Annotated in this window: 22 protein-coding genes and 1 riboswitch; of the genes, 12 read left to right on the top strand and 10 right to left on the bottom strand. The window is 72.9% G+C overall.

The genetic code is table 11. The features are described 5' to 3' along the window. Nucleotides 1-177: 177 nt before the first annotated feature. Nucleotides 178-1,344: a sulfatase gene (locus tag AB0G32_RS21135; protein ID WP_361165134.1), complete on the bottom strand. Its 1,167-nt coding sequence runs from the start codon at nt 1,342-1,344 to the stop codon at nt 178-180. A 281-nt stretch (nt 1,345-1,625) separates the two neighbouring features. Here AB0G32_RS21135 and AB0G32_RS21140 point away from each other — a divergent pair, with 281 nt between their 5' ends. From AB0G32_RS21140 to AB0G32_RS21180, 9 genes are all read left to right on the top strand, one after another. Next, entirely contained in the window at nt 1,626-2,501 is an 876-nt protein-coding gene (locus AB0G32_RS21140) for a streptomycin biosynthesis protein (RefSeq protein WP_361165137.1), read from the top strand. A 36-nt stretch (nt 2,502-2,537) separates the two neighbouring features. Further along, nucleotides 2,538-4,211, top strand: coding sequence for a radical SAM protein (locus tag AB0G32_RS21145; RefSeq protein ID WP_361165140.1), 1,674 nt, complete (start codon nt 2,538-2,540; stop codon nt 4,209-4,211). After that, nucleotides 4,208-5,344: a sulfotransferase gene (locus AB0G32_RS21150; protein WP_361165143.1), complete on the top strand. Its 1,137-nt coding sequence runs from the start codon at nt 4,208-4,210 to the stop codon at nt 5,342-5,344. Before AB0G32_RS21145 ends, AB0G32_RS21150 begins: the two co-directional genes overlap by 4 nt. After that, the gene (locus AB0G32_RS21155; protein WP_361165146.1) at nt 5,341-6,111 is read left to right on the top strand and encodes a methyltransferase domain-containing protein; all 771 of its coding nucleotides are present in this window, start codon (nt 5,341-5,343) and stop codon (nt 6,109-6,111) included. The genes AB0G32_RS21150 and AB0G32_RS21155 overlap by 4 nt, the downstream gene beginning before the upstream one ends. A gap of 103 nt (nt 6,112-6,214) precedes the next feature. Further along, nucleotides 6,215-6,682 (top strand): rubrerythrin family protein, encoded by a 468-nt coding sequence (locus AB0G32_RS21160; RefSeq protein WP_361165148.1) that lies wholly within the window; start codon nt 6,215-6,217, stop codon nt 6,680-6,682. Then, nucleotides 6,675-8,657, top strand: coding sequence for a methyltransferase domain-containing protein (locus AB0G32_RS21165; RefSeq protein ID WP_361165151.1), 1,983 nt, complete (start codon nt 6,675-6,677; stop codon nt 8,655-8,657). The genes AB0G32_RS21160 and AB0G32_RS21165 overlap by 8 nt, the downstream gene beginning before the upstream one ends. Nucleotides 8,658-8,664: 7 nt before the next feature. Beyond that, complete coding sequence (locus AB0G32_RS21170; protein WP_361165154.1) at nt 8,665-9,993, top strand: sulfotransferase; 1,329 nt, start codon at nt 8,665-8,667, stop codon at nt 9,991-9,993. 185 nt (nt 9,994-10,178) lie between these two features. Next, a complete protein-coding gene (gene cbiE / locus AB0G32_RS21175; RefSeq protein ID WP_361165210.1) occupies nt 10,179-11,393 on the top strand; it encodes a precorrin-6y C5,15-methyltransferase (decarboxylating) subunit CbiE in 1,215 nt (404 codons plus the stop codon). Nucleotide 11,394: 1 nt separating this feature from the next. Beyond that, the gene (locus tag AB0G32_RS21180) at nt 11,395-12,129 is read left to right on the top strand and encodes a cobalt-precorrin-6A reductase (RefSeq protein WP_361165157.1); all 735 of its coding nucleotides are present in this window, start codon (nt 11,395-11,397) and stop codon (nt 12,127-12,129) included. Nucleotides 12,130-12,132: 3 nt separating this feature from the next. Here AB0G32_RS21180 and AB0G32_RS21185 read toward each other — a convergent pair whose 3' ends face one another. The 4 genes from AB0G32_RS21185 to AB0G32_RS21200 are packed head-to-tail and all read right to left on the bottom strand — an operon-like array spanning nt 12,133 to nt 17,741. Beyond that, a complete protein-coding gene (locus tag AB0G32_RS21185; protein WP_361165160.1) occupies nt 12,133-12,771 on the bottom strand; it encodes a precorrin-8X methylmutase in 639 nt (212 codons plus the stop codon). Nucleotides 12,772-12,790: 19 nt separating this feature from the next. Next, nucleotides 12,791-13,771: a methylmalonyl Co-A mutase-associated GTPase MeaB gene (meaB, locus tag AB0G32_RS21190; RefSeq protein WP_361165163.1), complete on the bottom strand. Its 981-nt coding sequence runs from the start codon at nt 13,769-13,771 to the stop codon at nt 12,791-12,793. Further along, nucleotides 13,771-15,948 (bottom strand): methylmalonyl-CoA mutase, encoded by a 2,178-nt coding sequence (scpA, locus tag AB0G32_RS21195; RefSeq protein ID WP_361165166.1) that lies wholly within the window; start codon nt 15,946-15,948, stop codon nt 13,771-13,773. Before scpA ends, meaB begins: the two co-directional genes overlap by 1 nt. Then, nucleotides 15,945-17,741 carry a methylmalonyl-CoA mutase subunit beta gene (locus tag AB0G32_RS21200; RefSeq protein ID WP_361165168.1) on the bottom strand — a complete coding sequence of 599 codons (1,797 nt, stop codon included), beginning with the start codon at nt 17,739-17,741 and terminating at the stop codon, nt 15,945-15,947. The genes scpA and AB0G32_RS21200 overlap by 4 nt, the downstream gene beginning before the upstream one ends. Before the next feature lie 201 nt (nt 17,742-17,942). Here AB0G32_RS21200 and AB0G32_RS21205 point away from each other — a divergent pair, with 201 nt between their 5' ends. After that, a complete protein-coding gene (locus tag AB0G32_RS21205; RefSeq protein ID WP_361165171.1) occupies nt 17,943-18,584 on the top strand; it encodes a hypothetical protein in 642 nt (213 codons plus the stop codon). Between the two features lie 165 nt (nt 18,585-18,749). After that, nucleotides 18,750-19,352, top strand: a complete 603-nt coding sequence (locus tag AB0G32_RS21210; protein ID WP_361165174.1) for a sigma-70 family RNA polymerase sigma factor — start codon at nt 18,750-18,752, stop codon at nt 19,350-19,352. Here the strand turns inward: AB0G32_RS21210 and AB0G32_RS21215 are convergent. From AB0G32_RS21215 to AB0G32_RS21235, 5 genes are all read right to left on the bottom strand, one after another. Then, nucleotides 19,324-20,187 (bottom strand): ATP-binding cassette domain-containing protein, encoded by an 864-nt coding sequence (locus AB0G32_RS21215; RefSeq protein ID WP_361165177.1) that lies wholly within the window; start codon nt 20,185-20,187, stop codon nt 19,324-19,326. The two genes, AB0G32_RS21210 and AB0G32_RS21215, sit on opposite strands and share 29 nt — an antisense overlap. Continuing rightward, complete coding sequence (gene cbiQ / locus AB0G32_RS21220) at nt 20,184-20,933, bottom strand: cobalt ECF transporter T component CbiQ (RefSeq protein ID WP_361165180.1); 750 nt, start codon at nt 20,931-20,933, stop codon at nt 20,184-20,186. Before cbiQ ends, AB0G32_RS21215 begins: the two co-directional genes overlap by 4 nt. Beyond that, the gene (locus tag AB0G32_RS21225) at nt 20,934-21,290 is read right to left on the bottom strand and encodes an energy-coupling factor ABC transporter substrate-binding protein (protein WP_361165183.1); all 357 of its coding nucleotides are present in this window, start codon (nt 21,288-21,290) and stop codon (nt 20,934-20,936) included. It abuts the gene before it with no gap. Beyond that, nucleotides 21,287-21,988: an energy-coupling factor ABC transporter permease gene (locus AB0G32_RS21230; RefSeq protein ID WP_361165186.1), complete on the bottom strand. Its 702-nt coding sequence runs from the start codon at nt 21,986-21,988 to the stop codon at nt 21,287-21,289. The genes AB0G32_RS21225 and AB0G32_RS21230 overlap by 4 nt, the downstream gene beginning before the upstream one ends. 29 nt (nt 21,989-22,017) lie before the next feature. Then, a riboswitch (cobalamin riboswitch) is annotated at nt 22,018-22,207 on the bottom strand. 47 nt (nt 22,208-22,254) lie between these two features. After that, nucleotides 22,255-22,788, bottom strand: coding sequence for a potassium channel family protein (locus tag AB0G32_RS21235; RefSeq protein ID WP_361165189.1), 534 nt, complete (start codon nt 22,786-22,788; stop codon nt 22,255-22,257). A gap of 180 nt (nt 22,789-22,968) precedes the next feature. On the opposite strand from AB0G32_RS21235, the gene AB0G32_RS21240 reads away from it, so the two are divergent. Beyond that, nucleotides 22,969-23,415, top strand: coding sequence for a hypothetical protein (locus AB0G32_RS21240; RefSeq protein WP_361165192.1), 447 nt, complete (start codon nt 22,969-22,971; stop codon nt 23,413-23,415). Nucleotides 23,416-23,667: the final 252 nt, after the last annotated feature.

Below are 23,667 nucleotides of genomic sequence, written 5' to 3' on the forward strand. Positions count from 1 at the left end.
AACCCGGCCGACCGGCGGGCGCGCGGCTCCGTCGGACGGGTAAAATGCCTGGTCAGGAGGGTGCACTGGTACTCTGTGCGCCGTGTTCGGACTGGTAGATTCCCCACTTGAACACGGCACGGCGCGCCAGGTCGCCGGCCTCGGCGGGGGCAGCTGGACGGCCTGCCGGGTGCCGGGTCAGTTCCGCGGGACCGCCGGGGCGGACGACATCGTGTGTCCCCGCTGCTCGTCCGGGTCGGACCGCAGGTCGTACAGCTCCACCGTGTCCGTGCCGATCTCCCAGATCACCTTCCGGCGGCCACCGTGCTCGTCGTCCTGGAGCCGTACCGCGGCCAGCGGGACCAGATCGGGGTACTGCCCGTCGGCCCGGCGCTCCTCCGGGTAATACGTCTCGCTGTACGCGGGCCGCGAGGTCCCCGCCCCGTCCGGGCCGAAGAACTCGGCGAGTGAGACGCCGTCGAGGTCCTCCTTGTCCATGCTCAGCAGGTCCAGCACGGTCGGCGCGATGTCCACCAGGCGCACCTGCGCGTCGACCTCGACGCCGGACGGCAGTCCCGGCCCGCCGATGACGAGCGGCACGTGCTGGGTGGCGTCGAACAGCAGGCAGCCGTGGCCGTCCTCGTAGGGGTGCCCGCGGGAGCCCGCGTGGTCGTTGGGGTACCACCCCGCCAAGTCCTCGCCGTGGTCGGAGAAACACACGATCAGGGTGTCCTCCGGCGCGTGCCCGAGCTCCGCCATGCCCCGGAGCAGTTGCTGCAGGTAGTGGTCGCTGTAGGCCACCTCCCCCTCGTAGGGGTTGGCGGCCTCGGGGCAGAAGTCCTCGGGCGGCTCGTACGGCCAGTGGGCGTCGAAGAAGTGGGCGAAGAGGAAGAACGGCCCGTCCTGGTGCTTCAGCCATTCCAGGGCGCGTTCCACCACCAAGGGGGCGCGCTTCAGGGCCAGTCCGCGCTGTTTGACGTCCGGGGTCGTCAGCGGGTCACTGCCATCGGGCAGCCGCGGTATCTCGTCGTCGTAGTGGTCGAACCCCCGGTCCATGCCGTACCACCTGTTCAGACCCGGGCAGGAGACCACCGCCCCGGTGGCGTAGCCGGCGTCCTTGAGCCGCTCGGCCAGCGTGGTGACGTCCGGGTCGAGCCGCTCGCGCAGCAGGTGGCGGATGCCGTGCCGGGCGGGCTGCAGACCGGTGAAGACGGTCGCGTGGCTGACGGGCGTGAACGGGGCCGACGACACGGCCTGACGGAACGTCACGCCGCCGCGTCGCAGGGCCTCGATCCCCGTCATCTTGCCCGAATAGGCGACATCGGCCCGAACGGTATCCAGGGATACAACGAGGATGTTCTGCACTATTTCCCTTCCGTCAGTCGCTGATCGGCCATTGATCGGATATTGATCGGCGGCTCGTACCCTGCCTGTTGAAGAGGGCGTTCCGCTACGCCCGCCAGCTGAATGTTCCACTGTGCCCAGCGAGTGGAGGTCCGTTGTCACCTGAGGCAGAAATTGGACTGGCCGCGCCCGATGAGCCGACCCACTTGATTCCGGTCGACTGGCTGTCCGTTGCGGATTACCCCCGCCTCGAAGGGGAGGACCTAGAACATACCCAGCTCCTCCTGGCGTCCGAAAGTGAAATGCCCCCCATCCTGGTCCACCGGCCCACCATGCGGGTGATCGACGGTATTCACCGGCTGCGGGTCGCCCGGCTGCGCGGCCGGACCGAGATAGCCGTCCGCTTCTTCGACGGGTCGCAGGCCGACGCCTTCGTCCTCGCGGTGCGCAACAACACCGGCCACGGACTGCCGCTGACCCTGGCGGACCGGACCGTGGCGGCCACCCGCATCATCACGTCCCACCCCCAGTGGTCCAACCGCGCCATCGCACGGGTCAGCGGACTGTCCCCGAAGACCATCGCCGCCATCCGCCGGCGTTCGACTGCGGACACTCCCCCCTCGAACACCCGCGTCGGCCGGGACGGCCGGGTCCGCCCGATCAGCGCCGCGGCCGGCCGGGAACGGGCCGGCCGGCTGATCGCCGCCCATCCCGAGATGCCGCTGCGGGCCGTCGCCAAGGAGGCCAGGATCTCCGTCGCAACCGCTCACGACGTGCGGGAGAGAGTGTCCTCGGGACGCGACCCGGTCCCCGAGCGTGAGCGGCGCAACTCCGGTGCCCCGTCCCAGGGGCGCCCCGACGAGGGCGTGCGGCACCTGCCGTCACGGCCCGCCGGTCCCGGCGCGCTGCGGGACCGGGCCCGGACCCCGGCGGTCCTCGTGCAGCGCTTGCTCAAGGATCCCTCTCTTCGTTCGACGGAGACAGGTCGTACCTTGTTGAGGTTGTTCGACGCGCAGACCCAAGTCGTGCAAAAGTGGGATCGACTCGTCGACGGCATCCCTCAGCACTGTTCCGAGATCATCGCTGATCTCGCGGGTGAATATGTCAAGTTCTGGCACGAGTTCGCCACCCAGTCGCACACCGTCGCGCAGGACGGCGACCGGCAGAAAAGCAGCTGACTACGCACGGAAAGCCGGCCGAAGAAGGAGTGTCCCATGGCACCGAAATCGCTCGCCATTGAGCTGTACGCCAATGCCGATGAACTGGTCGACCATCACTTCATCAACCAGATGCGGGAACAGGACGCGTCGCCGGTTCCGACCGATCCGTCGAAGCCCCGTTTCACGCTGGTCGTCGGCCCCTCCCCGTTCACCATGCCGCGTGGCTGGGAGTTCTTCCTCACCTCGCCCTACGAGGGCGCGAGCTACATCTCCACCGTGCTGCACAACGCCGGCTACCCGGTGAAGATCATCGACGTCCGGTACGACCTCGACCCGCTGCGGACGGCGTACGACCAGATCATCGGCGACACCGACGTACTGGGCGTGTGCACCTTCGAGGACAACTTCCCCTTCTGCCGCGAACTGATGGCGAAGGTACGGGAGTCCGCTCCGGACATGCCCATCATCGTCGGCGGCTCGCTGGCCACCTCCGTCCCGCACATCTTCATGCAGAAGACGGCCGCGGACATCGCTGTCATCAGCGAGGGCGAACTCACCATCCTGGAGCTGATGGAGAGCTACACCGCCGGCAAGTGGTCCCGCGACCTGCCCAACATCCGCGGCATCTGTTACCGCGCCGAGGGCGGGCCGAAGCGCACCCGTCCGCGGGGCCAGATGATGGACCTCGACGCGCTGCCGAGGCCGCGGCTCGACCTGTGGCCGCAGTACCACAGCCCGATGGGCATGCAGCCCCAGATCATCTCCTCCTACAGCCGCGGCTGCAAGATGGACTGCTCCTTCTGCTACCGCACGACTCCCCAGGTCAGGGCGAAGTCGCAGGAGAAGATGGACAAGGACATGGACTGGCTCAAGAGCCAGTACGGGATCGACTTCTGCTTCTTCGTCGACCTGACGTTCAGCTCCCACCGCAAACAGACCATCGAGATGTGCGATGTCATCAAGGACTACGACATCGGCTGGACCTGTCTGACCCGCTGTGCCGACATGGACGTCCCCAGGATCAACGCGATGCGGGACTCCGGCTGCGACATCATCCTCTACGGCGTGGAGTCGCTCGGCAGTGACGTGCTGCGCGAGGCCCGCAAGGGCAGCAGCGAGAACCTCACCGTGCGGGCGATGCGCACCACCTTCGACGCCGGGGTGCGGTTCGGCTCCCTGCTCATCGTGGGGCTGCCCAACGAGAGCGAGGAGTCGCTCAACCACATGGTCGAGTTCGCCGAGACCTACAACCATGTGACACGTGTGAAGTACCTGTCGGCGATGCCCGGCACCACGGTCTACAAGCAGGCGATCGGCTCGGGCCTGATCCGCTCCGAGATCGACCACCTCAACTGGCTGTCCGTCGAACAGGCCCTGCACGAGGACGAGTTCCTCAACGTCAGCGGCCTGCCGGAGGCGGTCTGCCGGGACGCCTACAAGCGCATCTACGACTCCTACCAGCCCGGCCCGGTCATGGAGTTCCGCCACTACCCGGAGAACTTCCAGTACTTCCACCCGCAGCCCGACGACGGCCAGGAGCGCTCCACCTCCTACGCGGGCACCAAGTGGCGCGCCGAGTTCAGCTCGGCGGCCGGCCCGCTGGCACCCGGTTCGGACCGGTTCACGCTCGACGCGTGCGCCTCCCCGGAGGTCGCGGCGGCGGGCAGCAGCCTGATGGAGTGCGGCGCCAAGAAGATGGGATCGCTGACCACCACCACCCAGGCATGACGGCACCAGGAGCCGAGAGCCCTGTCCTGATCATCGGCACCGAACGGTCCGGTTCGAACCTGCTGCGGCTCATCCTGGAGTCGCACTCGCGGATCACCATTCCGCACCCGCCGCACTTCTTGCGGTACCTCGCTCCGCTCGCCGGGTCCTACGGGGACCTGGCGGACCGGCGGAACCGCGCACGGGCCGTCGGCGACGCCGTCGGCCTGCTGCGCCGGCACATCCATCCGTGGCCCCATCCGGTCCGGCCCGGCGCGCTCGTCGCCGAGCCGTCCGGCCCGGGACTGTTCGGGATCGTCGCGGCGGTCTACGAGCAGCACCGGGTGGCCACGGGCAAGGCACGCTGGGGGTGCAAGAGCACCTTCATGGTCGACCATGTCGCGGAGGTCCTCCAGGTCTTCCCCGCCGCCCGGTTCGTCTGGCTGGTCCGGGACCCGTGCGACGTCGCGGCCTCGTCGAAGCGCGCGGTCTTCGGCCCCAGCCATCCCCACCGGATGGCCAGGCTGTGGCGGGCCCAGCAGGACAGCGCCCGGGCCGCACTCGACACCTGGGGCCCCGACGTGGTGCACCTGCTGCGGTACGAGGACCTGGTGTCCCGTCCGGAGGAGGAGATCGGCAGGCTCTGCGACTTCCTCGGGGAGAAGCCCGAGCCGGCCATGCTGCACCACCACACGTCCGCCGCCGCCCGGCAGACGGCCGCGCTCGCCGACGCCTGGCGCCGGGCGGGACAGCCGGTCAGCACCGACCGGATCGGCACCGGCCGCCGGGGGCTCAGTACCCGCGAGCGCCTGTGGGTGGACAAGGTGACCGGGCCGGTGAAGCAGTCGCTCGGCTATCCGGTCGATCCCCGGGCCGCGGCCGTCCCCGACCCGTGGCCGCCGGCGGTGGCGCTGCGGTCGGTGTGGCTGCGCACCCGGATCGAGTACCGCTCGATGCGCGAGGACGGCAACCACCGCGCCCGGCTCCGCCGGGACGCCTACGTCCGGTGGCTGCGGCTGAAGGCAGGGGCCCGCGGCGCGGCACGGACCGTCCTGAGCCCCGACCGCGCCCGCCCTTCCCCCAGCCCCGTACCTCCCGCCTCGCCCGGGCACCGCACCGGGGGCCGACCAGCCGACCGCCAGGAGTCGCTTTGACGATCAGCCGCCACGATGTCAGCCGGCACTTCGCCCTGCGGGCCGCCACCTACGACCGGTCGAGTTCCTGGTGCACCGACAGCGAACTCGGCAGCGTCCTGCTGGACATGACCGCACCCGGGCCGAGTGACCGGGTACTCGACGTGGCCTGCGGCACCGGACTGGTGTCCCGCCTGTTCACCGGGCGGGTCGCCGAGGTGGTGGGGGTCGACGTCACCGAGGAGATGGCCGAGCAGGCCCGGCCGCACCTCAGCCGGCTGGTGGTGGCGCCGGCCGAGAACCTGCCCTTCGAGGACGACGAGTTCGACCTGGTGGTGTGCCGCCAGGGCGTGCAGTTCATGGACCTGCCCGCGGCGGTCGCGGAGATGGTCCGGGTCGTGCGGCCCGGCGGCCGCGTCGTGATCATCAACCTGTGCGCCTACGGCGAGCAGGACCGCGACGAGTACTTCGAGATCCTGCGGCTGCGCAACCCGGTGCGCCGGCACTTCTTCCTCCCCGCGGACCTGACGGAACTCCTCCGCACGGCGGGCTGCGACCCGGAAGAGCCCCGGCGGTACGTGTCCGTGGAGGACGTCGACGTCTGGTCGGACAACGGCGCCATCGAGGAGGAGCGCCGGGAGGCCATCCGCGCGGTCTACCGCGACGCCTCCGCCGAGTTCCTCGCCCTGCACTCCGTACTCGAGTCCGACGGGCGCTTCGTCGACCACATGCTGTTCGTCCTGGCGTCCGGGACCAAACCGTCCACCCCGGCCTCCGGCCCCCAGTAGGGCGAACCGGGGGGCCCGGCCGCCGTCCGCGCGGGGACGGCGAAGAGACAACACAGCGAACCGCATTCGGCCCCACGGGCCGCCCGACAAGGTACGGAGACCCATGGCGCTTCTGAGTGACGTCCTCGCCGCCGGCCTGCGCTCGGCCCTCGCGTCGGAGGCGACGGCCATGCTGCGCTACACCTACTTCGCCCAGATCGCCGAGATCGAGGGCCACACCGAGATCGCCCGGCTCTTCACGGAACTGGCCGAGAGCACCGGCTGCGCCGTCCACGGCCACCTGGACGTGCTCCGCGACGCCACCGGTCCCGAGCAGCGGAACGACATCGGCGAGACACGGCTGAACGTGGCCTCGTCCGTGGCGGGCGCGCTCCAGGACGCGAGCGAGCTCTATCCCCGGCTGACCGCGACCGCCCACGAGGAGGGCCACGCCGACATCGCGAGCTGGCTCACCACCCTGGCCGCGCTGAAGAAACGGCACACCGTCCGGTTCGACGCGGCGCTCGTGAGCCTGACGGGCGCCCCGGACGCGGACGCCCTCCCCACGTCCCACGGAGCGACCGATGACTGACGACCTGCTCACCCCCGTCGCACAGGCCGCGCACACACGGTACGACGCGTCCGCGATCGTGGTGTTCTCCGGGCTCCAGGCCGTACGCCGCAACCCCTCGATGTACATCGGGTCCACCGACTCGGACGGCCTGCACCACCTCGTCCACGAACTGCTCGACAACGCCGTGGACGAGTACGAAGCCGGCTACTGCCGCACCCTGTCGGTGACGCTGGGTGCCGACGGCTCGTGCGCGGTCGAGGACGACGGCCGGGGCATCCCGGTCGATCCCCATCCCGGCACCGGCCGGCCCGCCTGCGAGGTGGTGCTCACCACGCTGCACGCCGGCGGCAAGTTCGGCGGCGGCTCCTACGTCCGGTCCGCCGGTCTGCACGGCGTGGGGCTGTCCTGCGTCAACGCGCTGGCGCAGTCACTGCGGGTGGACATCCGGCGCGACGGCGTCCACCACGTGCAGGAGTACGTCCGGGGCGAACCGAGCGCGGATCTGGCCGACGCGGGCGCCACGGACCGGCGGGGCACCACCGTCACCTTCCGGCCGGATCCGGAGATCTTCGACACCTGCGAGTTCTCCGCGCGGATCATCGGCGAGCGGCTCCAGGAGATCGCCTTCCTGCACAGCGGACTCACCATCAGGCTCGTGGACGAGCGCAGCGGGACGGTGACCGAGTACCGCTTCGACGGCGGGGTGCGGGCCTTCCTCGACCACCTCAACGCCGACGCGGCCCTCGTCCACCCCGAGCCGGTGGTGGTCTCGCACGCCGACGACACGCTCTCCTTCGACCTCGCCTTCCAGTGGACCGAGGGCTACACCGAGAGCCTGCGCAGCTTCGTCAACGGTGTCCGCACCGACCAGGGCGGCGCCCACGTGGACGGCATCCGGGCCGCCCTCGCCGCGGTGATCAACCGGTACGCCGCCGCCCACGGCCTGCTGGACGCCCGCACCGGCGAGCGGATCACCACGGTCGACATCCTCGAAGGGCTCACCGCGGTGGTCTCGCTGCGGATGGTGGGGCCCAAGTTCGACGGACAGACCAAGAAACGGCTGCGGAACCCCGAGGTCGGCCACCTCCTGCAGAGCGTCGTGGACACCGGGTTCACCCGGTGCATGGACGCCGACGAGCGCCTGGGCCACCGCGTGGTGGCGCGCGCCCTGGACGCCACGCGGGCCCGGCTCGCCGCCCGGCTGGCCAGCCGGACCGCCCGCCACCAGCGCCGTGAGCTGGACATCGACTACGGCGTCTACCAGCGCCAGTTCGGCATCCGCTCGAAGGACTGGCACGACTCGTGCGCATGGCTGACCGACGAGGAACTGCTCGCCAGGCACGCGGAGCTGTGCGACGTGCCGCCCGACGCCCGGATGCTCGACGTCTGCTGCGGCAGCGGCGTGGTCGGCGGTTCGTTCAAGGGCCGGGTCGGCGAGATGATCGGCCTGGACCTCACGCCGGAGATGGTGGCGCTGGCCTCGACCCGGCTGGACCGCGTCGACCAGGGCACCGTGTACGACCTGCCCTATCCCGACGCCTCCTTCGACCTGGTGGTCACCCGCGAGGTGCTGCACCTGCTGCCCCAGCCCGAGCGGCCGGTGTCGGAGATCTTCCGCGTGCTGCGGCCGGGCGGTCAGTTCATCGTCGGTCAGATAGTGCCGTTCGCCGACGAGGACGCCTTCTGGATGTACCGCGTCTTCAAGAAGAAGCAGCCGCTGCTGTACCAGATGTTCCGCGAGCCGGAGTTCCGTTCCCTGCTGGTCGACGCCGGTTTCGTCGACGTGCGGATGACGGAGTACCTGCTGTGGGAGTCCATCGACCAGTGGATCGACACGCACGAGACGACCCCCGCGCACCGCCGGGAGATCCAGCGGCTGTACTACGAGGCGCCACGCGAGGTCAGAGAGGTGCACCCGTTCGAGATCCAGTCCGACGGCTCCATCCGGGACCAGTGGCGATGGTGCGTGTACTCGCTCAGGAAGCCGCGGTGAGGACCGTATGACCCTGCCTGTGCACGCGTCCGGTGTCTCCGACGCGTTCCACCGACTGCACAACCGGCTCGCGGAACTGCGTCCCCTGCGCCACAGCGACGTCAGGCACTTCTCCACGCGGGTCCGCTCCGTCCTGGTGGTCGCCTCCAGCTCGCGGGGCGGCTCCAGCATGGTCACCGAGATGCTGCGCACCTCGCGGGCGCTGCTGCACCTCCAGGCGGAGATCAACCCGTTCCTGCGGCTGGCCGGGCTGGGCTTCCCCGACAGCGGCACCGACTCGGACCGGCTCGACGCGTCCCACGCGGTGACGCTGGACCCGGCCGCTAGGGAACTGCTCGACGAGGAACTGGCCCGGGACGCCGGCACGGTCGCCGACATCCCCGACCCGGAGCAGTTCTCGCTCGATGTGGCATGGCGGCTCGCCGTGCAGTGGCCGGAACTGTCGCTCGACCCGCTCGCCGTGGCCGGCCAGGTGCGCCACGCCCTGGGCGGCGCGCGGGCGTGGGACCCCGCGGCGGTCACCGTGACCGTGCTGCGCGAACTGCGCCGGCAGGGTGTGCGGATCAGTCCGTGGTACTACGACCTGCCGAAGGGGCTCCTGCACCCCAAGGTGTTCGGCGCCCCCTCAGCGCGGGCGCCCGGGGGGTTCCTCGTCGAGGAACCCCCCTTCGTGGTGGCCAGGCCCTGGCGCCGGGCGGGCCCGGCCGACCTGCGCGACCGGACCCTGGTCATCAAGACCCCGAGCAACGCCTACCGGCTGGACTTCCTGCGCGCGCTGTTCCCGCACGCCCGCCTGCGCGTCCTGCATCTGACCCGCAATCCGGCCGCCGCGGTGAACGGCCTGTACGACGGCTGGCTGCACAACGGTTTCCACGCCCACCGGATGGCCACGCCCCTGACCATCAGCGACTACGTCGAGCGATGTCCGGACAACCGGTGGTGGTGGAAGTTCGACCTGCCCCCTGGCTGGCAGCGGTACACGGCCGCGCCGCTGCCCGAAGTGTGTGCCTACCAGTGGCGCAGCAGCCACCAAGCGGTGCTGGACGACCTCGACCGCACCAGGACCGACAGCATCACCCTGCGGTTCGAGGACCTCATCGGCGGAGCGGACCGTCGTATCGCCGCTTTCGAGCGGCTGAGCGACTGGCTCGGCATCCCGGTGGAGGGCGCGTTCCGGCACGCCGTCCACCACGGCATCGCCCCCGTGGTCGCCACGGCGCGGCCCCGGGCCGGCCGCTGGCAGGACCGGGCGGCCATGATCGAACGGATCCTGGACGCCCCCACCCTCCAGGTGGCCGACCGCCTCGGCTACGCCGGCCCCGACGACTGGATCTGACCCCGGCCGCACCCGGTGACAGCCGAGAACGCGGGCGATGCTCGGGCGGCGGCCGGGCCGAGGTGACCGACCTCCACCCCGCCCGAGTGCGCCGTGGCCGTTCGCCGCCCCGTAAAGTGCGAGGTCCTCGCCCCGCACCGCCAGACCCAAGGAACCGAGCCGTGAACCGCGTCCCCTCCCCGCCCGTGACCGTCGTCGGCATCGGGGCCGACGGCTGGACCGGCATCCCGGACGCCTCCCGGACCGTCCTGCGCGCCGCCCACGTCGTCCTCGGCGGCCCGCGCCAGCTCGACCTGCTGCCGCCCGAGTGCGCGGGAGAGCGGGTCGCCTGGCCGTCCCCGCTGCGCCCCGCCGTCCCCGGCCTGCTCGCCGCGCACGAAGGGCGCCGGATCGCCGTCCTGGCCAGCGGCGACCCCATGTTCTACGGCATCGGCCGGGCGCTGACCGAAGTACTGGACGCCGGTGCCGTGCACGTCCTGCCGCACCCGTCCTCCGTCTCCTACGCCGCCGCCCGGCTCGGCTGGCCGCTGGAGGACGTCGAGGTGGTCACCCTCGTCGGCCGTCCCGCCCCCCGACTGGCCGCCGCGCTGCATCACGGCCGGCGGCTCCTGGTGCTCAGTGCCGACGCCGCCACCCCGGCCACCGTCGCCGCCCTGCTGCGCGACCGTGGCTTCGGGCCGAGCCGGATGCGGGTCCTGGAGCGCCTCGGCGCCGCCGAGGAGCACACCGGTGACGCGGCCACCGCCGACGACTGGACGCGACCGCCCGGCGACCCCCTCAACCTCGTCGCCGTCGAGTGCCGCCGGGCCGCTGACGCTCCGCACCTCGGCGCCGTACCGGGCCTGCCGGACGACGCCTACGAGCACGACGGGCAGCTCACCAAGCGGCACGTCCGCGCCGCCACCCTCGGCGTCCTCGCCCCCGCCCCCGGCGAACTGCTGTGGGACATCGGCGGCGGCTCCGGGTCCGTCGCCGTCGAGTGGATGCGGGTCCACCCCTCCTGCCGTGCCGTCACCGTCGAACGGGACCCCGCGCGGGCCGAGCGGATCGCCCGCAACGCCGAGCGGCTGGGGGTGCCGGGGCTCCAGGTCGTCACCGGTGAAGCGCCCGAGGTACTCGGGCGACTTCCCGCTCCCGACGCCGTGTTCGTCGGCGGCGGGCTCACCGCGCCCGGTCTGCTGGACGGCTGCTGGGAGGCACTCGCGGCCGGCGGGCGGCTGGTCGCCAACACCGTGACGCTGGAGTCGGAGGCGGTCCTCGCCGACGCGCACCGCCGCCACGGGGGCGACCTCGTCCGCCTCGCCGTCGCGCACGCCGTCCCCGTGGGCGGCTTCACCGGCTGGCGGCAGGCCATGCCGGTCACCCAGTGGGCCGTACGGAAGCCCCCGGGGCAGGGCTGACGTGCACGTACTCGTCCTCGGCGGGACCGCCGAAGCCCGCCGGCTCGCCGAGCTGCTCACCGCCCGGCCGGACACCCGGGTGACCACCTCCCTCGCCGGCCGGGTCGCCGCGCCCCGCACACCCCCCGGTGAGCTGCGCGTCGGCGGCTTCGGCGGGGCGCACGGGCTGGCCGAGTGGCTGCGGACGCGCGCCGTGGACACCGTCGTAGACGCCACCCACCCCTTCGCCGACACCATCAGCCGCAACGCCGCCCACGCCGCCGCCCTGACCGGCGTACCCCTGCTCGTACTGCGACGGCCCGGCTGGCGACCGCAGCCGGGGGACGACTGGCGCGAGGCCGGGTCCCTGCCGGAGGCCGCCGCGCTGCTGCCCTCCCTCGGCCGCCGCGTCTTCCTCACCACCGGACGGATGGGCCTCGCCGCCTTCGCCGGCGCCCCGGACGACCTGTGGTTCCTCGTCCGGTCCGTCGACCCGCCCGAACCTCCGCACCCGCCCCGCATGGAGGTACTGCTCGACCGGGGACCGTTCACCCTCGACGGGGAGCGGCACCTCCTGGCCCGGCACCGGATCGACGTCCTCGTCACCAAGGACAGCGGAGGCGCGGCCACCGCGCCGAAGCTGACGGCCGCCCGGGAGGCGGGGCTGGCGGTGGTGGTCGTGCGCAGGCCGCCCGTGCCGGACGGGGTGCCCGTGGTCCCCGATCCCGAGGCGGCCCTCGCCCGGATCACCGGGTGACGTCTACTCCTGCTCGCTCGCCAGCGCGTTGACCGCCGCCGCCGCCATCGCACTGCCCCCGCGCCGCCCCCGCACCACCAGGTACTCCAGCCCGAACGGGTTGGCCGCCAGCGCGTCCTTGGACTCCGCCGCGCCGACGAAGCCGACCGGGACGCCGATCACGGCGGCGGGCCGTCCGGCGCCCTCGCCGATCATCTCCAGGAGCCGGAACAGTGCCGTCGGCGCGTTGCCCACCGCCACCACCGCGCCGTCCAGCCGCTCCCGCCACAGCTCCAGCGCGGCGGCGCTGCGGGTGGTGCCGAGCCGGGCGGCCAGGTCCGGGACGGCCGGGTCGGCGAGGGTGCACAGCACCTCGTTGCCGGCGGGGAGACGGGAGCGGGTGATGCCGCTCGCGACCATCCGCACGTCGCACAGGACGGGTGCCCCGGCGCGCAGCGCGGCGCGTGCGCTGCCCGCCACGCCCGCCGAGTACGCCAGGTCCTCGACGAGGTCGACCATGCCGCAGGCGTGGATCATCCGAACCGCCACCCGGCTCACCTCGGCCGGCAGCCTCCCGAGATCGGCCTCCGCGCGGATGGTGGCGAAGGACTGCCGGTAGATCTCCGCGCCGTCCTTCACATAATCATGGTCGTACGTCGTCACCCAGGGAGCATAACCACCGTCAGTCACGCTGTTCGAAGGCGTTCAGGATCTCCTCCGCCGCCCGGGTCGCCGTCACCTCGCCCGCCCGGACCCGTCGCTCCAGGCCGGGGGCGAGCGCGCGGACCGCCGGGTCGGTGCGCAGCCGGTCCAGCAGTTCCTCGCGGACCATCGTCCAGGTCCAGTCGACCTGCTGGTCGCGGCGCCGCCGTGCCAGCCGGCCGGTGGAGTCGAGCAGTGCGCGGTGCTGCTCCAGGCGGTCCCAGACGGTGTCCAGGCCGGTCGACTCGCGGGCGCTGCAATGCAGGACCGGCGGGGTCCAGAACGCGTCCTTGCCGTGCATCAGGCGCAGGGCACCGGACAGTTCCCGGGCGGCGGACCGCGCGTCGCGCTCGTGCGGGCCGTCCGCCTTGTTGACCGCGATCACGTCGGCCAGTTCCAGCACGCCCTTCTTGATGCCCTGCAACTGGTCGCCGGTGCGGGCCAGCGTGAGGAGGAGGAAGGTGTCGACCATGTTGGCGACGGCCGTCTCGGACTGGCCGACGCCGACCGTCTCCACCAGGACCACGTCGTAGCCGGCCGCCTCCATCACCACGATCGACTCGCGCGTCGCCTTCGCCACCCCGCCGAGGGTGCCGGCGGTGGGGGAGGGGCGGACGAACGCCGCCGGGTCGACGGCGAGGCGTTCCATCCGGGTCTTGTCGCCGAGGATGGAGCCGCCGGTACGGGTGGAGGAGGGGTCCACGGCGAGCACGGCCACCCGGTGGCCGAGCCCCGTCAGCATCGTGCCGAAGGCGTCGATGAACGTCGACTTGCCGACCCCGGGCACCCCGCTGACCCCGATCCGCCGCGCCCGGCCGCTGTGCGGAAGCAACTCGGTCAGCAACTCCTGGGCCAGGGCGCGGTGCTGCGGGCGGGTCGATTCCACCAGGGTGATGGCCCTGGCGATCACCGCACGTTTGCCATCGAGAACGCCCTTGACGTAACCGTCGGTGTCGGGCATCACAGGTCGTCGTGGCCGAGACCGGCCGCCAGCCGGGCCACCAGGTCGTAGGCCGCGTCCGGGATCACCGTCCCGGGCGGGAAGACCGCCGCCGCGCCCATCTCCAGCAGGGTGGGCACGTCCTGCGGCGGGATGACGCCGCCGACCACGATCATGATGTCCGCCCGGCCCTCCTCGGCGAGCTGCTCGCGCAGCGCCGGCACCAGGGTGAGGTGCCCGGCGGCCAGCGAGGACACCCCGACGATGTGCACGTCCGCCTCGACCGCCTGCCGGGCCACCTCGGCCGGGGTCTGGAACAGCGGGCCGACGTCCACGTCGAAGCCGAGGTCGGCGAAGGCGGTGGCGATGACCTTCTGGCCGCGGTCGTGGCCGTCCTGGCCCATCTTGGCGACCAGTATCCGCGGGCGGCGTCCCTCGGCCTCGGCGAAGGCGTCCACCAGGGTCCGGGTGCGGTCCACGTTCGGTGCCTCTCCGGCCTCGTTGCGGTACACGCCGGAGATGGTACGGATCTGGCCCGCGTGGCGTCCGTAGACCTTCTCCAGGGCGTCGGAGATCTCCCCGACCGTGGCCTTGGCCCGGGCCGCGTCCACCGCCAGTTCCAGCAGGTTGCCGTCGCCGTCGGCGGCTCGGGTCAGCGCGTCCAGCGCGGCCCGGCAGGCCCCCTCGTCCCGCTCCGCCCGCAGCTGCCGCAGCTTGGCCAGCTGCCGCTCCCGCACCGAGGAGTTGTCGACCGACCGCACGTCGATCTTCTCGTCGGCCCCGACCCGGTACTTGTTGACGCCGATCACCGGCTGCCGGCCGGAGTCGATCCGGGCCTGGGTGCGGGCCGCCGCCTCCTCGATGCGCAGCTTGGGGATGCCCGCGTCGATGGCCCGCGCCATGCCGCCGGCCCGCTCGACCTCCTCGATGTGCTGCCAGGCGCGGCGCGCGAGGTCGTGCGTCAGCCTCTCCACGTAGGCACTGCCGCCCCACGGGTCGATCACCCGGGTGGTGCCGGACTCCTGCTGGATGAGCAGCTGGGTGTTGCGGGCGATGCGGGCGGAGAAGTCGGTGGGCAGCGCGAGCGCCTCGTCGAGGGCGTTGGTGTGCAGCGACTGGGTGTGGCCCTGGGTGGCCGCCATCGCCTCCACGCAGGTCCGGGTGACGTTGTTGAAGACGTCCTGGGCGGTGAGCGACCAGCCGGAGGTCTGCGAATGGGTGCGCAGCGACAGCGACTTGGCGTTCTTCGGGTCGAACCGCCGCACCAGCTTCGCCCACAGCAGGCGGGCCGCGCGCAGCTTGGCGATCTCCATGAAGAAGTTCATGCCGATCGCCCAGAAGAAGGACAGGCGGGGGGCGAAGGCGTCCACGTCCAGCCCGGCCTCGCGGCCCGCGCGGATGTACTCGACGCCGTCGGCGAGGGTGTAGGCCAGCTCCAGGTCGGCCGTCGCGCCCGCCTCCTGGATGTGGTAGCCGGAGATGGAGATCGAGTTGTAGCGGGGCATCCGCCGCGAGGTGTAGCCGAAGATGTCGGAGATGATCCGCATCGACGGCTTCGGCGGATAGATGTAGGTGTTGCGGACCATGAACTCCTTGAGGATGTCGTTCTGGATGGTCCCGGCCAGCTTCTCGGGCGGCACGCCCTGTTCCTCCGCCGCCACGATGTACAGCGCCAGCACCGGCAGCACCGCGCCGTTCATCGTCATCGACACCGTCATCCGGTCCAGCGGGATGCCGTCGAAGAGCTGCCGCATGTCGAGGATCGAGTCGATCGCCACGCCCGCCATGCCGACGTCCCCGGTCACCCGCGGGTGGTCGCTGTCGTAACCGCGGTGGGTGGGCAGGTCGAAGGCGACCGACAGGCCCTTCTGGCCCGCGGCCAGGTTGCGGCGGTAGAAGGCGTTGGACTCCTCGGGGGTGGAGAAACCGGCGTACTGGCGGATCGTCCAGGGCTGGTTCACGTACATCGTCGGGTACGGGCCGCGCAGGTACGGGGCGATGCCCGGGTAGGTGTCCAGGAAGTCCAGGCCCGCCAGGTCCTGTCCGGTGTACAGCGGCTTGACCGCGATGCCCTCCGGGGTCTCCCAGCGCGGGGCGTCGCCGCCGGCCGCGTGCTTCACCGCCGCCCGCCACTCGTCGGCGCCGGCGTCGGCGGACGGCGTGCCCAGTTCGATCCCGGAGAAGTCGGGGACGGTCATCGGGACACTCCCATACGGTCGAGCGTGGCGGTCAGCACGGATACGGCGTCACAGCCGGCGAAGACATAGGTGTCGACGCCCTCGTACGGCCCCGGGCGACCGGCGAGGAACAGGTGCCCGGCGCCCGCCGTCCGCAACCGCGCGGCGGCGTCGGCAGCCTGCTCCGCGTAGAGCGCGTCGCTGGAGCACAGGCACGCCTCCCGCGCCCCGCTCGCCTCGAAGCTGCCCTCGGTGACGGTCTCGATGCCGCCGGCCTGGAACAGGTTGGCGGCGAAGGAGAGGCGGGCGGTGTGCGCGGCGGCCGGGCCGAGCGCGGCCAGATACACCCGCGGCCGGGTCCCGGTGGCGGCGAGGTGCGCGTCGGAGCGGGCCCGCAGCGCCTCGAACGCCTCGTCCCGGCGCACCCGGGGCAGCCCGCCGGACGGCGGCTCGGGCGCGGGGGCGCGCACCACCGGCTCCTCGGCCAGGTGCGGGAACTCGCTCACCCCGGTGACCGGCTCCCGCCGGGTGGCGAGCTTCGCGCCGCGCGCCGCCCAGGTCGCGGCCAGCCGGTCCCCGACCAGCCCCGAGCGCAGCGCCGCCCGCTGGCCCCCGCCGCCTTCGATCTCCTGGAAGAACGCCCAGGCGGCGTGGGCGAGTTCGTCGGTCAGCCGCTCCACGTACCAGGAACCGCCCGCCGGGTCGATCACCCGGGACAGGTGCGACTCCTCGATCAGAATGGTGGAGGTGTTGCGGGCGATCCGGCGCGCGAACGCGTCCGGCAGACCCAGCGCGTCGTCGAACGGCAGCACCGTCACGGCGTCCGCGCCGCCCACCCCGGCGGCCAGCGCGGCGACCGTGGTGCGCAGCATGTTCACCCACGGGTCGCGGCGGGCCATCATCACCGGCGAGGTCACCGCGTGCTGGAGCTGCGCGCCCGCCCGGGGCGCCCCGCAGACCTCGGCCACCCGCGCCCACAGCCGCCGGGCCGCGCGCAGCTTGGCGATGGTCAGGAACTGGTCGGCACTGGCCGCGTACCGGAACTCCAGCTGCCCGCAGGCCTGTTCGGCGCTCAGCCCGGCGCCGGTCAGCTCGCGCAGATACGCCACGCCGGTCGCCAGCGCGCAGCCCAGTTCCTGCGCCGCCGACCCGCCGGCCTCGTGGTACGGCAGCGCGTCCACGGTCAGCGCGCGCAGCCCCGGGAACCTCTCGGCGCGCTCCCGGACCACCGCCCAGGCGACGTCGTACGGCCGTCCCGTGCGCGCCTCGTGGCCCAGCGGGTCGGCGCCCAGGGTGCAGCGCACCGCCTCGGGGGCGACGCCGCGCTCCTCGTACAGCCCGAGCAGCCGCCGCGCCGCCGCCTCGGACTGGGCGCCGGCGTCCAGGGCGACGGGCGCCAGGTCCAGGTGGACGCCGTCCAGCGCGTCGGCGAGGGACGCGACCGGGAGGCCGGCCAGCCACAGGGAGGTGACGCCGTTCTCCAGGTCGGCCAGGACCGCGCCCCGGTCCGCGACCGTGTGCCGCTGGCGCACGTCCCAGCCGCCGGCCGTGTGCCCCTCGGCCCGGCCACCGCGCACGAAGGGCGCGAAGCCGGGCAGTCCGGGGTTGGGCGCGGTGTCCCTGGAGGTGTAGAGGGGCCGGACGCGCAGCCCGTCTTCCAGCGCGGTGGAGAGCTTCTGCTCCGCCTCGGCGTCGTCCGAGAACTCCTTGCCGGACTTGCGCAGGACACCCGCCACGAGGTGCTGCCACTGCTCATGTGTCGCGTCAGGGAACTCGGCCGCCGGCGGGAGCCCGTCGTCAGGCAGGACCGTCATGCTCGGATGCTAGGGCAGGACGGCGGACGGGCAGCAGAGGGCGCACTTGTGACCTTGTTCTCTTCGGCGGTGTGATGTGGGACGCTCGTCCGTCCGGGGGAGTGGTGTGTGACCTGCGTCACCGGGTGAGGGGGTCCGGGGCGCTGTGCGTATTCCCGGAGGTACGGAGGGCGGAGGGGGAGGGGGAGGGGGAGGGGGGTCATGACCGCCGGGTGGTGCTCGCGCACGGTGCGCGCCGCGGTGTTCGCGGCCGTCTGCGTGCTGCTCGCCGCCCTGGGGCACGTCCTGATGTCCGGTACGGCGGTGCCGTGGCCGGCCGTGACGGGTGGTGCGGTGCTCACCGGCGGGGCGGCCTGGTGGCTCGCGGGGCGGGAGCGCGGACCGGTGCCGGTGGGTGCCTTCACGGTGGCCGCGCAGGGGGCGTTGCACGGCTTCTTCTCCTTCGGGCAGGGGGCGGGGGCGGGGGCGGGAGCGGCGGGCGGGATGTCCGGCCCGTCCGGCATGGGCGCGATGGAGATGGGCCATGCCCATGTGATGGAGCAGGGCCCGGCTGTGATGGAGCAGGGCCCGGCCGCCGCGCCCGGCATGCTCGCCGCGCACCTGCTCGCCGCCCTGCTCAGCGGCGCCTGGCTGGCGTACGGCGAACGCGCCGCCTTCCGTCTCCTGCGGGCCGTCGCCGGGTGGCTGCGCGCACCGCTGCGCCCGCTGCCCCGGGTTCCCGCGCTGCCGGGGCGCCCGCCGGTCCGGGCCCGCCGGGCCGATGACGGGGGCGCCCCGCGGCCGCTCCCGCTCGCGTACGCGATCACGCCCCGGGGTCCGCCGGAAGGGTTCGCTGTCGCCTGACGACAGCCGGCTTCCCGAGGCCGTCGCGGACCGCTCTGCCGTCCGCCGCCCCGGGCACCGGCCGCGCACAGCCGTGCCCGGCCGCCACCCTTCACCGGCCCGGGCCGCCGTGCCCGTCGGCCGCCGCTGCCCGGACGCCGGTCGCGCAACCGCGAGGACACACAGGTGACCACTGCCGTCTTGCCGCCGTACCCGCCAAGAGAGCCCGAGCAGCCGGGAGAGGAGTCGATAACCGCCTGGGCGCTGGCCGCCCGGACCGGCGACCCGGACGCCGTCGAGCGTTTCGTCCGGGCCCTGCACCGCGACGTCCGCCGCCACGTGACGTTCCTCGGCGCCGATCCGCAGAGCGCCGACGACCTGACCCAGGAGACGTTCCTGCGGGCCCTGGGCAGCCTGCACCGGTTCGAGGGCCGCTGCTCGGCCCGTACCTGGCTGCTGTCCATCGCCCGGCGCGCGGTGGCCGACAGCATCCGCCGCACCACCCGCCGGCCCCGGCTGTCGGACACCGCGGACTGGGCGGCGGCCGTCGAACGCGCCCAGGCGCGCGACCTGCCCGGCTTCGACGAGGGGATCGCCCTCGCCGGACTGCTGGACGCGCTGCCCGCCGACCGCCGCGAGGCGTTCGTCCTGACCCAGCTGCTCGGGCTGCCCTACGCGCAGGCCGCCGCGGTCAGCGACTGCCCGGTCGGCACGGTCCGCTCCCGCGTGGCCCGTGCCCGCACCGCGCTGATCCGGTCCCTCAACGAGAGCGAGGCGGTGCCGGTCTGAGCGACGGCTCCGCCACCGCCGCCAGTTCCTCCGCCGTACGCGGCCCCGGTGCCGTGTCCGGCAGCAGGCCCCGGGCGCGCAGCAGCCGGGCCGCCGCGATGCCCCACGGCAGCCGCAGGCCCGCACGGGACAGCAGATCCGTGCGGGCCAGCATCCCGGCGGCCGGCCCGGTGTGCACGCCGTCCGGGGTGAGCAGCGCCGCGTCGTCGGCCCAGCGCAGCGCCAGGTCGACGTCGTGGGTGGCCATGACCACGGTGGTGCCGTCGGCGCGCAGCGCGTCGAGGGTGGTCAGCAGGCGTTCCTGGCCGTCCGGGTCGAGCCCGGCGGTCGGTTCGTCGAGGATCAGCACCCTCGGCCGCATCGCGACCGCCCCCGCGATCGCGGCCCGCTTGCGCTGCCCGTACGACAGCAGGTGGGTGGGCCGGTCGGCGAGCGCCGTGATGTCCAGCGCGGCCAGCGCCTCGGCGACCCGGGCGCGGACCTCGGCGTCCGGCAGACCGAGGTTGAGCGGCCCGAACGACACGTCCTGCCCGACGGACGCGGCGAAGAGCTGGTCGTCCGGGTCCTGCACCACCGCCTGCACGGTGGTCCGCAGCCGGGTCAGCCCCTTCCGGTCGTACGTCACCGGCTCGCCGCGGACCGTCAGCTCCCCTCTCCGCGGCCGCAGTCCGCCGCTCAGCAGCCGCATCAGCGTGGTCTTGCCGCTGCCGTTGCGGCCCAGCAGCGCCAGGGCCCGTGACTCGGGCACGTCGAAGTCCAGCCCGTCGAGCACGGCGGGACCGTCCTCGTAGCCGAAGGACGCGCCGCGCAGGGCGAGGAGTGCCGGCTCGCTCATGTCAGCGGACCTCTCAGGACGAAGGTGAGCGCGGTCAGCGCGGTGAGCAGGGCGAGGCTCGCCGCCGTGAAGCGGCCGGAGACCCGGGCCGGCGGGACCAGGACCCGCAGCGTGCCGTCGTAGCCGCGGCCGGCCAGTCCGGTCTGCAGCCGCGCCGCCCGGTCGAAGGCCCGCACGAACGCGGTGGCGCCGAGCCCGCCCAGCGAACGCCAGGCCGCGGCCCGCGTGCTGTGCCCGAGCCGCGCGGCCTGCGAGGCGCGGACCCGGCGCACCGAGTCCAGGAGCAGGAAACTCATCCGGTACGTCACCAGTGCCACGTCCACCACCGGGGCCGGCACCCCGGCCCGCACCAGCCGGGGCAGCAGGTCGGACATCGGGGTGGTGAAGGCGAACAGCAGCACCCCGAGGGAGCCGGCCGAGGTGCGCAGCAGCAGCTCACCGGCGCGCACCGGGCCGTCCGCGGCCAGGCCCAGGAAGGGGCCCGGCCCGCCGGCCCGCACCAGCAGCGGCAGCGCGCCCGTCACACAGAACCCGAGCGGCACCCGGTACGCCCGCCACAGCCGCCGGGCCGGCACCCCGGCCGGGCCGAGCAGCACGGTCAGCGCCGTCACCAGCACCAGGGCCGCGCCCGGCCAGGGCGGCAGCGAGATCGCCAGCACCGTGAGGCCCAGGGCGAGCACCGCCTTGTCCACCGGATGCCGGCGGCGCCAGCGGCTGCTGTGCGCCGCCGCGTCGATCGGCAGCACTCAGGCGTCCTCGTGCAGCTGCTCGGCCCACTCGGTCCGCTCGGCCCGCTCATGCTGTTCGCGGGTGCCCTGCCGCCGGCCCCGGCGCAGCCCGAAGTAGTACGCCAGCACGCCCGCGCCGAGCGCCGCCTGCACGGCGAACAGCGCCGACTCGATCTCCCCGGACGGGGGTTCGTACAGGGGCGAGAACCACGGTTTGTAGTCCGGTTCGATGTCGGTGATCGCGGTCTCCGCCTCGGCGTCGGACCCGGCGAACGGCTCCGCCTTGTGGTCGCCGAGCCCGAACACCAGGGGCAGCACGGCCAGCGCGGCCACCGCGAGCAGCAGCAGGAGGTTGATCCGTGTGTTCCGCTTCACCGGGCCACCGCCGTCCGCTCGTCGCTCGTCGCCCTGGCCGTCAGCAGCACGCCGAGCCGGGTGAGATCCCCCGCGCTGGACTGCACCAGCAGCCGCATCACCAGCACCGTCAGCAGCCCCTCGCTCACCGCGAGCGGGATCTGCGTGACCGCGAAGATGGACCCGAACTTGCCGAGCGCGCCCCAGAACCCGCTGCTCGGGTCGGGGAAGGCCAGCGCGAGCTGCACACTGGTGACGCAGTACGTGACCAGGTCGGCGACGAACGCGCCGCAGAACACCGTGGCCATCAGCGGCACGTCGAGGCGGCGCAGCAGCCGGTAGACGGCGTACCCGGCCCAGGGGCCGGCGATCGCCATGGAGAAGACGTTGGCGCCGAGCGTGGTCAGCCCGCCGTGCGCCAGCAGCAGCGCCTGGAACAGCAGGGTGATCGTGCCGAGCACCGCCATGATCGGCGGGCGGAACAGGATCGCGCCGAGCCCGGTGCCGGTGGGATGGGAGCAACTCCCGGTCACCGACGGCAGTTTCAGGGCGGACAGGACGAAGGTGAAGGCCCCGGCGGCACCGAGGAGCAGGGTGCTCTCCGGATGCTCGCGGACCTCACGGGTGAGGGAACGTACTCCGTGGACGACGAACGGCGCGGACGCGACACCCCAGGCGATCGCGTGCGCCGGAGGCAGGAAACCCTCGGCTATGTGCATGACTCGGCAGACCCTCTCCAGCACCTCGTGGATGGACGACGCGCCTTGGCCGGTCTCCTGGCTGACGGGTACCACCGCCCGAACTCCGCCTTCCCGGGTCCGTGAGGACCCAGTGGCTGCCCCCTCGCAAGGGGCTGGAGCCGGACTTCCCGATCACAGTGGCGAGGGCCGCACCGGTGTCGCACCGATTTCCCGTTCACCAAGGCGTGGTGACACTAGTGCTCGGGACCGGGTGGTGACAACCACGCCTCGGGGCCGGTGGATCTTCAGGGGCGGCGGGTGACCAGGTCCCGCACCCGCTCGCTCAGCGCCGTCACGGCGGCCGTCAGGAAGACGAACGTGTACAGGATCTGCACGACCGTCACCACTCGCGCGGTCTGTCCGCGCGGCGTGATGTCCCCGTAGCCGACGGTGGCGAGAGTGACCACGGTGAAGTACAGGGCGTCCACCCGGGTGCGCAGCCCGTGGAACTCCCCGGGCTGCTTGGCGAGGATGTAGTACGCGGCGGCGAAGGTGTGCACGGACAGCAGGATCAGCAGCGTGATGGCCAGCCCCGGGCGGGTCTCCGGGCGGCCGGTGAGGACGTGGTGCACCTGGCGCAGCAGCAGGACGGCGACGCCGGCCAGCAGCAGGGCGAACAGCAGCCAGCTCAGACCGGGGCGGTGCGGTCCCAGCGCGTCGAGCGGGAGCAGGAAGTAGGCCGCCACCACCGTGACCACCGTGCCGCCGGTCCACAGCAGCCAGGACCGGGCGGTGCTCCACACCGCTCGGGGCCCGTGTGCGCTGCCCGGCGTGGTCATGGGGTCCTCCGGCGTGTTCCGCCCGTGCCTGCCGTCGCCAGTCAACGCGAGGGTGTCCGGGGCCGCATGTTCTGTGCCGTAAACCCGCTCCGACGTCCTTCACCCGTTCGGCGTATCCCGCGTGGTCGCCGGTGGCGGTCCGGCACAGGCTCGGAGGAACCGTGAGAAGGGATCACCCTCATGACCCAGCACGCCGCACCGAACCCCGGTGCCTCCTCGTCCGCGCGTTCCGCCGCCCGGCACCAAGGCTGGGTGACCGGAGGCGTCGTCTTCGCGGGCGTCCTGATGCTGATCAACGGCGCCCTCGCGGTGCTCCAGGGCATCGCGGCGATCGCCGAGGACGACGTGTACGCCAGCGTCGGCACGTACGTCTACGAGATGAACCTCACCGGCTGGGGCGTCCTGCACGTCGTGCTCGGCGCGCTGGTCCTGGTCACCGGGTTCGGGCTGCTCAGGGACATGGCGTGGGCCCGCTTCGCCGGCATCGCGCTGGCCTCGCTCAGCCTCGTCGCGCAGTTCCTGTTCCTGCCGTACGCGCCCGTCTGGTCGGTGATCCAGATGGCGATCGACGTCTTCGTGATCTGGGCACTGGCCAGCCGGCAGGACGAGACGAGGCGCGCGGTCTGACCGCACGGGCGGCCATCCGGCCGTACCCGTCCACCCGTCGCGGGCGCCCGCCACCGCCGCACTCAACGGCGCTGGCGGCGCCGCCGTGCCAGCAGGGCGGCGGCCGTGGTCACGGCGGTCAGCCCGGCTGGCTGTGCCGGCCCCCGCCTGGGCCGGCGTCCGCGGCGACCGCCGTGCTCAACGGCGGTGGTGGCGTCGTCGTGCCAGTAGGGCGGCGGCCGTGCCCGCGGCGGTCAGGCCGGCCGCCGTGCC

Source organism: Streptomyces sp. NPDC023723 (assembly GCF_040639815.1).
In the GTDB taxonomy this organism is placed as follows: Bacteria; Actinomycetota; Actinomycetes; order Streptomycetales; family Streptomycetaceae; genus Streptomyces.

Coding starts and splice junctions, on each gene's coding strand:
- meaB (WP_361165163.1), bottom strand. CDS start 13,771: ATGCCCGACACCGACGGTTACGTCAAGGGCGTTCTCGATGGCAAACGT.
- AB0G32_RS21160 (WP_361165148.1), top strand. CDS start 6,215: ATGGCGCTTCTGAGTGACGTCCTCGCCGCCGGCCTGCGCTCGGCCCTC.
- AB0G32_RS21200 (WP_361165168.1), bottom strand. CDS start 17,741: ATGACGGTCCTGCCTGACGACGGGCTCCCGCCGGCGGCCGAGTTCCCT.
- AB0G32_RS21235 (WP_361165189.1), bottom strand. CDS start 22,788: ATGACCACGCCGGGCAGCGCACACGGGCCCCGAGCGGTGTGGAGCACC.
- AB0G32_RS21240 (WP_361165192.1), top strand. CDS start 22,969: ATGACCCAGCACGCCGCACCGAACCCCGGTGCCTCCTCGTCCGCGCGT.
- AB0G32_RS21140 (WP_361165137.1), top strand. CDS start 1,626: ATGCCCCCCATCCTGGTCCACCGGCCCACCATGCGGGTGATCGACGGT.
- AB0G32_RS21205 (WP_361165171.1), top strand. CDS start 17,943: ATGACCGCCGGGTGGTGCTCGCGCACGGTGCGCGCCGCGGTGTTCGCG.
- AB0G32_RS21230 (WP_361165186.1), bottom strand. CDS start 21,988: ATGCACATAGCCGAGGGTTTCCTGCCTCCGGCGCACGCGATCGCCTGG.
- AB0G32_RS21150 (WP_361165143.1), top strand. CDS start 4,208: ATGACGGCACCAGGAGCCGAGAGCCCTGTCCTGATCATCGGCACCGAA.
- AB0G32_RS21170 (WP_361165154.1), top strand. CDS start 8,665: ATGACCCTGCCTGTGCACGCGTCCGGTGTCTCCGACGCGTTCCACCGA.
- scpA (WP_361165166.1), bottom strand. CDS start 15,948: ATGACCGTCCCCGACTTCTCCGGGATCGAACTGGGCACGCCGTCCGCC.
- AB0G32_RS21215 (WP_361165177.1), bottom strand. CDS start 20,187: ATGAGCGAGCCGGCACTCCTCGCCCTGCGCGGCGCGTCCTTCGGCTAC.
- AB0G32_RS21145 (WP_361165140.1), top strand. CDS start 2,538: ATGGCACCGAAATCGCTCGCCATTGAGCTGTACGCCAATGCCGATGAA.
- AB0G32_RS21165 (WP_361165151.1), top strand. CDS start 6,675: ATGACTGACGACCTGCTCACCCCCGTCGCACAGGCCGCGCACACACGG.